This window comes from Synechococcus sp. B60.1 (genome assembly GCF_047462555.1).
GTDB lineage: Bacteria > Cyanobacteriota > Cyanobacteriia > Thermostichales > Thermostichaceae > Thermostichus.
In genome coordinates, this window is the sequence record NZ_JANSJN010000104.1 from 1 (window position 1) to 7,617 (window position 7,617).

Here is a 7,617-nt window from a genome sequence, read left to right on the forward strand (position 1 = left end):
GCGACCCGCTGCGGACCAAAGAAGACCCAATCACCCACAGCCAGGTCCTGCGCTTCCACCCACTCGGCCTTTTCGACGCTGAGCTGAAGGTGGCAGGCGTGTCGAATGGTTTCGTAAACGCCCTCCAGATTGGACAGCACCTCCCTGGCCGGGACGCGCAGCACCTCCAGGCCCAGCCCGCGGAGATAGGCATCGCGGGCCTGATCGTGAGCCAGCGCCTCTTCGCTGCTGTGGGCCAGCGCGCCGTCCACCTCGACGACAAGTTGGGCGTCGCGGCTGTAAAAGTCCGCTATGTACCGACCGATGGGATGCTGGCGTCGGAAGGTAAAACCGGTTTGGTCGTTGCGCAGCACCGCCCACAGATTACGCTCCGGCGGGGTCATTTCACGCCGCAGTGTCTTGCTTCGCCATCGCAACCCCTGGGGAATGCCCGACCAGTCGTTGTGCCCTCCCAGTGAGCGCGGGCGGCGTTTGGCGAGCACCTTGTGGTCGGCAGAGAGCCAAAGCGTCGCGTCGGTTTTTTCGTGGCGGATGCCGATCACCTTGCCGCGGTATGGCCGGCGGATCACGCGCACGACGCGATGCGGTTGCCCGTCATGCCCCAGAACCCAGTCGCCGGGTTGGATGGATTCGATGGGGCGCAGGGTAGCTCCTCCCCGGCCAGCCCCTCCCCGGCCCTCCCCGTAAACGGGGAGGGAGCATCCCCCCGCGTGCGGGCCGCCTCCCCCATCCTCCACACACCACACCCGCGTCCCCTTCCGCACACACGTCGGGTCGAACACCAGGTCGCCCGGGTCGGTGGTCATCAGGATGCAGCGCTCAACGACTTTCGTATTGGTCTGGACGGCGTACACCTTCGGGTCGCCGTAGCCGGCAATGCCGGTATCCGTCCAGATATTGGTCAGCGGCAGAGCGGGAATCTCATCCAGAAAGCGGACATATCTGAGCGTATTCCCTACAGCAAACAGGCGCTCCGCCTGCCGCAGCCGCTCCAGGCCGTCATGGCCAGTCTTCCAGTGACTATTCTGACCACAGTGGAAAGTTCGTCCCTCAAAGGGATACGAAAATGTGGTGGCACCTGCCTCCTGCGACGTCATATCGCCCGCCTGGAACACCCGGACGCCCTCTGGGAGCAGGGTGGGTGATTCGAGCTCTGAGCTGGTGAGGCGACGGCGGGTGCCATCCGGAAGCTGCACGTGCTGGTACCCTTTGGTGCCCTCTTCTCCCAGTTCCTTCTCCAGAAAGAGCTGACGGTACTTCAGCTGGGCCTTGTCCCTGGCATACCAGAGAAGAAAATCGTTGACCACATCCAGCAGTGCGCCACCCTTGCCGCTGGTTTTCACGAAGCTGATAACGCTTACAAAATTCTCCCGCCCGAACACCTCATCGAGCAGGCAGCGCACCAGGTGCAGGTTCTCGTCGTTGATCTGCACAAAACACGAGCCACTATCCACTAACAACTCTCTTGCCAGCAGCAGCCGGTCGCGCAGGTAGGTCAGATACGAGTGGATGCCCAGCTCCCAGGTGTCGCGGAAGGCCCGAATTTGCTCCGGCTCGCTGGTTAAATCCTCGTCCTTGCCGTCCTTGACGTCGCGCTTGTTGACGAAGGGCTGGAAGTTGGAGCCGTACTTGATGCCGTAGGGCGGGTCGATGTAGATCATCTGCACCTTGCCGGCCAGGCCCTCCTTCTCCAGCAGTGAGTTCATCACGAGCAGGCTATCGCCGGCAATCAGGCGGTTGGTCCACCCGTGCTTGTGCTGGTAGAACTCGATGGCCTGGCGCAACGGTTCCTTACGTTCTTCTTCGAATAGCCCCAGTTGCACGGGTTCGGCTTGGCCGTTCTTCTTCCGTACCGCTTCGATGATCGTGCGCGGATCGATGCGCTCGTGGACGTGCAGGGAGACCGTCGGCACCTCGAACGAGGTATGCTCGGCCTTGCCCGCCCAGACGAGTTGCGGGTCAAGGTGGGGGTCGTAGGCGTAGCGCTTTTTCTTTTGGCCTGCGTCGGGGTCGTTCTCGGGCGTTACCAGCCCCACGGGCGGGTTGTTGACGCGCTCTTTGTCGCGGTGCTCGTAGGACTCGATCGCGCGTTTGGTATCGGTTTTCTTTCCTGCCATCCAGTCCTGCCTATGGGTTTCGTCGTGGGCCTATTGGGAAGGCTAGCTTGAGACTAACTTTTGATCCAACACCGAGCTGTCGCGTCAGCTTTTCTCTCCCAAGCCACCTATCCGTCCAGTTGCGCCCTCAGGGTTTGCACGCCCCGCCGCGACCAGCTCACTGCTCCAACACGCTCGGCAATGTAGAGGGGCCGCTGCTTTTGCCGAAACCAAGTAGCTACTGCCTCGCCAACAGGGCCGGAGCTGATGCCTGCCTGCACCTGAAAGCGCTCCAGCAAGTCCAAGATTATGGATCCCCCATCCCACCACAGCCAGTCGATCTGGGCCGGCAGCAGGGGGGATCCGGTTAGCTCAGCCTGGACGTTGGTGCTGGCGGATCCCAAGAGCAGCCAACGGGATCCCTCCGCCTCCAGGGTCAACACCAGGGGGTTGGTGTGGACAGCCTGCAGCTTCAGCCGCTCCGAAAAAGGGATCCAATCCGCAGGCCGCAAGACTTGATAGGGGATCCCGGCTGCTTGCACGGCGCTGAGGGAGCGCAGGTAGCTGTCCGAGGCGGCATTGACGCCGCCCCCATCCCAGAACTGCCCGATGGAGAAAGCCGAAAGCAGGATCTCCCAGCCCCCATTGGCCGAGCCGGCAGAGGTCATGGCCACCGCCCCCTCCAGACGGCGCAGGCCCTGCTGCCGCAAAAAGGGCAGCACCGTGCGCTCGGCCAAGCGGGGATCGCCACTGTTCAGTAAGAGATGGCGTCCTTCGGCTTGGATGGCCAGGATGGGGATACGGCCACTGGCCAAAGCCGTGATCTGAACTGGCGGCCCCGGCCACAGCCTCGGCCCCAGCAGGATGGCAGCCATAACCAGAGCAGTACCCTGCCAGCGGAAAGCCCGCCGCCAGCGGGGCCAAAAGGTCAGGGCCACCAGCGCCCCGTAGAGGAGCAGGCACTGCAGCAACGAGACCCTGCCGGTGTAGTAGGAGCTTAGGGGCCAGCTGGCCATCCAGCTCACCCAGTTAATCAAAGGCGTGAGCAAAAACGTCAAGGGCCGGGCCAGCAGGGATCCCAGCCCCGGCCAGATCAAGGCCGCCAGGGCCGCCCCAAACCCTGCCACCAGCAGCGGCACTACTAGAAGCAATAGCAGCGGGTTGGCCAGCAGCGAGTAGGTGGGGATGCGGCCAAAGATAACCACCTGTAGCGGCAGGGTCCAGATCTGGGCGGCCAGCGGAACGGCCAGAGCGGTAGCCACCGCCGGCGGCAAAAAGTCCAGCCGGGACACGATCGGCGCCGTCCCCACCAGCAGCCCCAAGGTGGCAGCAAAGCTAAGCTGAAACCCCAAGTCCGTAATCCACAGGGGCTGGTAGATCAAGAGCAAAACTGCCGCCACCAGCAGCGTCCCCAGGGGGTCAAGCCTAACTTTTCCTTCCAGTCTGGGCTCCGTCAGTACCAGCATGGCCGCCACCCCCATCACCGCCGCCCGCAGCACCGAAGGCGTAAACCCCGTCAAGGTGAGGTAAAGCCCCAAGACCGCCAGGAGGATCCCTTGCTGCAGGCGCACCGGCAGCCGCCGCGTTAGGACAAACACCACCCCCACCACCAGGGACACGTGAAACCCAGAGGCCGCTAGGACGTGGGCCAGGCCAACTTCCCGAAAGGCATCCTGCAAATCAAAATCCAATTGCGCAGCGCGGGATCCCAGTACCAAGGAAGCCAAGAGGTTCCCCTGCCGCTCCCCCAGCCCAGCAATGAACGCCTCCCGTACCCGCCACCGCAACACCCAACCTCCCCAGCCTCTTCCTCCTGGCTGCGGGATGACCTCGCGGGCGCTGAACCCCGCAAAAGCTCCCTGGCGCTGCAGATAGACCTGAAAATCAAAGCTGCCTGGGTTCAGGGCTGGACTGGGGAGGTAGAGGGATCCCGTCAGGCGCACCCGCTGGTTGGGATGGAGATCCTGGCTTGGGAGAGCTTCAGGGCTGGCAGTGACGTAGAGCTTGCCGCTCACCTGGCGAGCGGTGGAGTCGGCCTCCAACACCTGCTCCGCCTCAAGCCAAAACTGCCGCCGCTCGCTGCGGCTGGAACGAGGTTCTGAAAGAACGGTGCCCACCAGGCTCATCTGCGGCTGTGGGGCCAGCAGGCTGATATCCGTCGGGCCGGGAACCGGCTGCCGCCAGCCCAGGTAGGCCCAGGCTAAACACCCCACCAGCCCCATCGCCAGCCAGGTGCGGGCCAAACGCAGTTGCCGCCGCCACACCAGGGAGCCCGCCAATCCCAACGCCAGCGGGATCCCCCAGCCCCAGCCGCTCACCGCCGGCCAGGCCCGCAGCAACAGGCCCAGGATCCAGCCCAGCCCCAGCAGATAGGTTCTCTCCATCTCCTCGCAGCGCGTTTGCCCCCACTGTACTGTCGCCCTCAGGCAGGATCCATGGCCTTGTCTTAACCTTGACCGCTTGCCGACCCAGCAAGAGCCCGCAAACTCCCTCTTGCAAGGTTAAACTGAGACGTAATGACCCACTGGCTGTTGACGGCGATATTCTAGGGTTTAAGCTGCCAAGAGGTGAGGCGTATCAGTTCGCTACCAAGTACAGGAGCGGGCATCCTCCCTTTTCAGTCCCAGAGAATCTTGGCAGGGTCGTTAGGGTGATAGTGGGCTTCGCAAGGTGGGGAAACCGCACATGGACAGCGCTTTGCTGCAAGCAGCTCGTCAGATCTATCAATTCCATCTGCAGCATCGACCGGAGGTGCTGGAGCAGCCGCCGCGGGGCGTGGTCATCCATCGCCGTACCCTGAGAGGGGATCTGATCTTTTCTGAGTTTCCCATTCTGCTGCCTCAAGAAACCTTCATCCCCTTGCAGCAGTTGGAACCGCTCCGATGAGATCCTTCTGCCCAAGCCGAGCCTAAGCGCCTACGATAGCAGAGCAAGCCTCTTGTTCTCCCTCTGGACGGCTGCGATGGTGAACTTCCTTGCCAGCACCTGGGAGCTGCGCCTGTTGGGCTGGGTGCTGGTGTTGGTGCTGGGAGCCTGTGTGGGCAGCTTTCTCAACGTGGTAGTCTATCGCCTGCCGCGGGGCCTCTCTCTGCTCTATCCTGGATCCCATTGTCCCTACTGCAAGACGCCCCTGGGCCCCACGGAGAACATCCCCATTCTGGGCTGGTTCCTGCTGCGGGGCCGCTGCCGCCACTGCGGTGCGCGGATTAGCTGGCGCTACCCTGCCGTTGAGGCCTTGACCCTGGGGCTGTTCGGCCTCAGCATCGCCATCTTGGGATTTTCCCCCCGCGGGATCCTCACCTGTGTCTTGTTGGGCTGGCTGCTGGCCCTGGCGCTGGTTGATCTGGATACGTTTTTGCTGCCGGAGGAGCTCACCCGCTCCGGCTTGGTGGCGGGGCTGGTGGCCCGCTTGGCGCTGCCCTGGCTGGAAGGGTCGGGATCCCTGGCGGCCATGGGCCTGTCGCTGGTGGCCGGGATCGCGGGGGCCGTGTTGGGCATTTGGTTGCTGGAGGGCATTGGCTTTGTTGCCCGCTGGGTTTTGCAGCGGGAGGCCATGGGCGGAGGAGATGGCAAGCTGCTGGCTCTAATCGGCATGTGGCTGGGCTGGCAAGGGGTGGTGGTGGCCCTCATCTTGGGCTCTGGGTTGGGTTTGCTGGGCAGCCTGCTGGCCATGGCCAAAGGAAAGGCCTGCCTGGGCAAACCCATCCCCTTCGGCCCCTACTTGGCTCTGGGCGGTGCCGTGGCCGCTCTGGCGGGATCCCCCCTGATGGAAGCCTACCTGCACTGGTCGGGGTTGCTGGGGTAGAACTCCCTCACCCCTCTTCCAGTGGCAACGGCGCCAACGATCGGCAGGGATCCCCTTTGGCCCCTATTCCACCCCCTCGATCCGGTCTTCCACTTCTTGGTACAGCTCCTGCAGGCGCTCGATATTGGCCTGAGAAGTCTGCCAGTAGCCACGCCCGTGCACCTCCAGCAGGGTGCCGACGATACGCCGGAAGGAGTGGGGGTTGAGGTTCATCAGCCGCTGCCGCATCGCCTCGTCCTTGATGAAGGTCTCGTTGGTTTCCTCGTAGATCCAGTTGTCCACTGCGCCCGCCGTGGCCGACCAGCCGGAGGTGTTCACCAGCCGCTTGGCGATCTCCCGCACCCCTTCGTAGCCGTGCTTGAGCATGCCCTCGTACCACTTGGGGTTGAGCAGCTTGGTGCGAGCATCAAGGCGGATCGTCTCACTCAGGGTGCGGATCTGGGCGTTGGGCGTGGTGGTATCCGCCATGTAGGCCGAGGGGGCCTTGCCGTCCGGGCGCAGGCTCTGCACCAGCTTAGTGGGATCCGCGTCGAAGTAGTGGCTGACATCCGTCAGGCTGATCTCCGACGAATCCAGATTCTGGAAGGTAACGTCCACCGTCTTTAGGCTGGCCTCAAAAAGCTGCCGCATCTGCTGGTTGGGCAGATTGGAGCCAAAGGCAAAGGACTTGCGGGATAGATACATCTCCCGCAGCTCGCTCTCGTCTTCCCAGGAGCTGTTTTCTACCGCCAGGCTAATGTTGGCCGAGTAGGAGCCGGAGGCGTTGGAAAAGACCCGCGTTGCCGCCTGCTCCAGCGTCAGCCCCAACTCCTTGGCCTGCTGGAGGGCGTGCTTGCGCACAAAGTTCAGCTCCAGCGGCTCATCGGCCAGGGCCGCCAGCTTCACCGCCCGGTCGAGGAGAGCCATTTGGTTGACAAAGAGATCCCGGAACACGCCGGAGCAGTTCACCACCACGTCGATGCGGGGCCGCCCCAGCTCCTCCAAGGGGATGAGCTCCACTTTGTTCACCCGCCCCAGAGCATCCGGCTTGGGACGCACTCCCAGAAGGCAGAGCACCTGGGCCAGCGATTCCCCATAAGTCTTGATGTTGTCCGTGCCCCAGAGCATCACCGAGATGGTTTCCGGGTACCTGCCGCCGTTGGCGCTCAACTCGCGGGCTAGCAGCCGCTCCACCACGATCTCCGCTGACTTAATGGCCGCTGCGGTGGGGATGGACTGGGGATCTAGAGCATGGATGTTGCGCCCCGTCGGCAACACATTGGGGTTGCGGATGGGATCCCCGCCGGGCCCCGGCAGGATGTACTCCCCTTCCAAGGCCCGCAGCAGCGATCCCAGCTCGTAGTCAGCCGTAATTTGCTTAAGGCACTCTTCCAAAAACTCAAACAGAGGCTTGAGGAGCTCTGCATCCACCTGGGGATAGCCCGCCTCCTTCAGGGCCACCAGCCAGGGCGCCTGCCGTCCCATGTTGAAGAAGTTGAGCTTGGCCACCCTGGAGACCCGCCCCTGGGCGTCGGTTTGCTCCTGCACCAGGGCCGCCACTGCCTTGTGGCAGGCCTTGTTGATGCGATCCAGCAGCTCCGTATCCGCCAGGTGCCCCCGATCCCGGTTGCGGTAGATCTCGTCGATATCCCGGCCTAGGCTCTGGGCAATAATGCGAGGCAGGCCAAGGATCCCTTCTTCTGGGCGGTCAATGCTGGCGATGCTGACCAGCGTGGC

Annotated in this window: 5 protein-coding genes; 2 read left to right on the plus strand and 3 right to left on the minus strand. The window is 63.2% G+C overall.

Features of this window, described 5'->3' with window-relative positions; translation table 11 throughout:
* On the minus strand, positions 1-2,117 hold a 2,117-nt coding region (locus NW863_RS10930), incomplete at its 3' end, for a DUF559 domain-containing protein (protein WP_414366334.1).
* 107 nt (positions 2,118-2,224) lie between these two features.
* On the minus strand, positions 2,225-4,480 hold the full coding sequence (locus tag NW863_RS10935; protein ID WP_414366335.1) for a ComEC/Rec2 family competence protein: 2,256 nt from the start codon (positions 4,478-4,480) through the stop codon (positions 2,225-2,227).
* Between the two features lie 301 nt (positions 4,481-4,781).
* Between NW863_RS10935 and NW863_RS10940 the strand changes: the two genes are divergently transcribed.
* Positions 4,782-4,982, plus strand: coding sequence for a hypothetical protein (locus tag NW863_RS10940; protein WP_414330572.1), 201 nt, complete (start codon positions 4,782-4,784; stop codon positions 4,980-4,982).
* Positions 4,983-5,058: 76 nt separating this feature from the next.
* The gene (locus NW863_RS10945; RefSeq protein ID WP_414366337.1) at positions 5,059-5,901 is read left to right on the plus strand and encodes a prepilin peptidase; all 843 of its coding nucleotides are present in this window, start codon (positions 5,059-5,061) and stop codon (positions 5,899-5,901) included.
* 63 nt (positions 5,902-5,964) lie between these two features.
* On the opposite strand, the gene NW863_RS10950 is transcribed toward NW863_RS10945, so the two are convergent.
* Positions 5,965-7,617: cobaltochelatase subunit CobN (locus NW863_RS10950; RefSeq protein ID WP_414366339.1), on the minus strand; the 1,653-nt coding region annotated here is incomplete at its 5' end.

Excerpts from the sequence above, each read along its gene's own strand:
- NW863_RS10935 (WP_414366335.1), bottom strand. The coding sequence starts at position 4,480 with ATGGAGAGAACCTATCTGCTGGGGCTGGGCTGGATCCTGGGCCTGTTG.
- NW863_RS10940 (WP_414330572.1), top strand. The coding sequence starts at position 4,782 with ATGGACAGCGCTTTGCTGCAAGCAGCTCGTCAGATCTATCAATTCCAT.
- NW863_RS10945 (WP_414366337.1), top strand. The coding sequence starts at position 5,059 with ATGGTGAACTTCCTTGCCAGCACCTGGGAGCTGCGCCTGTTGGGCTGG.